The 998-nt window shown below is 42.9% G+C and carries 1 protein-coding gene; it reads right to left on the bottom strand.

Annotated elements, in window-relative coordinates; translation table 11 throughout:
• A partial coding sequence (locus tag B5E64_RS17670; RefSeq protein ID WP_087169735.1) for a transposase occupies positions 1-998 on the bottom strand: 998 nt, incomplete at both ends.

Below are 998 nucleotides of genomic sequence, written 5' to 3'. Positions count from 1 at the left end.
AGGAAAAAGAACAATTCGCCAAGCGTCCTCTGATCTTCATTTTGGCGCTGTTCCATTGCGAGTAACATGTATCTGGTAAACACGATAGCTACGTGAGCTGTCAGTGCATCATAGGATAAGCTGCGGCATTCTCCAATCAGGTTCAGCATAGATTTGCAGGTCTTGAAGAAAACCTCAATCTGCCAGCGCTTTCCATAAACACGGATAATCTCTTCTTCGGAAAGGGTCGTATCTGTACAGATAAAAGCAAGCCAGTCCTTGCGATTTGCTTTATTCCTTACGCAAACGATTTTCGCCGGAATAGGATTCTCTTTTCCTACCATGACGTCAACAGAAAGCAGATACTTTGATCTGCCACGGCGTTTTTTGTTCCTGGAATAGATCTCTTTGATATTCAGCTGTTCACCACAGTATGAATACTTGATGCGGCTGCTTTTCTTGAGCATAGCAATCACATCCATCCCCTTTGAATGGATGGCTGTGATCTGTGCCGGGTTGGAAAACCAGGAATCAAAAAGGACATAATCAGCCTTTAGTCCTGCACTGAGAGCAGTATCCAACAAGGCCATCATTGCTTCAGGTGCTTTTGTCTGGGCAAGCTTGCGCCTTTTTCCTGCAATGGTTCTGTTATCAAAGTTCTTTACCGGACCGATAATATTTGCTTCTTTTGCAGATGCTAACAGACAGCTGTTTACCGGGATCAGTGTATTTCCGTCACTCCAGCTTAATGTAAGCATCCGAAACCCTTTTTTGAAATGCATATCGGTGTGGTCGAATACTTTTGATCCCAGTTCTGTTTTCTTGCAGCTGGTTCGACTAAAAAGGCTGTCATCAACAATGAACACATTTTTCCTGCTATCGTCCGTTAGATCTTTGAGATCATTATTGACGATATCAGCAGCCAGAAGAGAAGTAAAACGGAGCCAGTTTGTTTTTGCCGAATTTAGGAACCGATAAAAAGTGTTCTTTGAAAAATCTTCCTTAAAAGAGCCAGTTCG

Source organism: Drancourtella sp. An12 (assembly GCF_002160935.1).
Taxonomy (GTDB): domain Bacteria; phylum Bacillota; class Clostridia; order Lachnospirales; family Lachnospiraceae; genus Sellimonas; species Sellimonas catena.
This window is presented reverse-complemented; position numbering and strand designations above follow the sequence as displayed.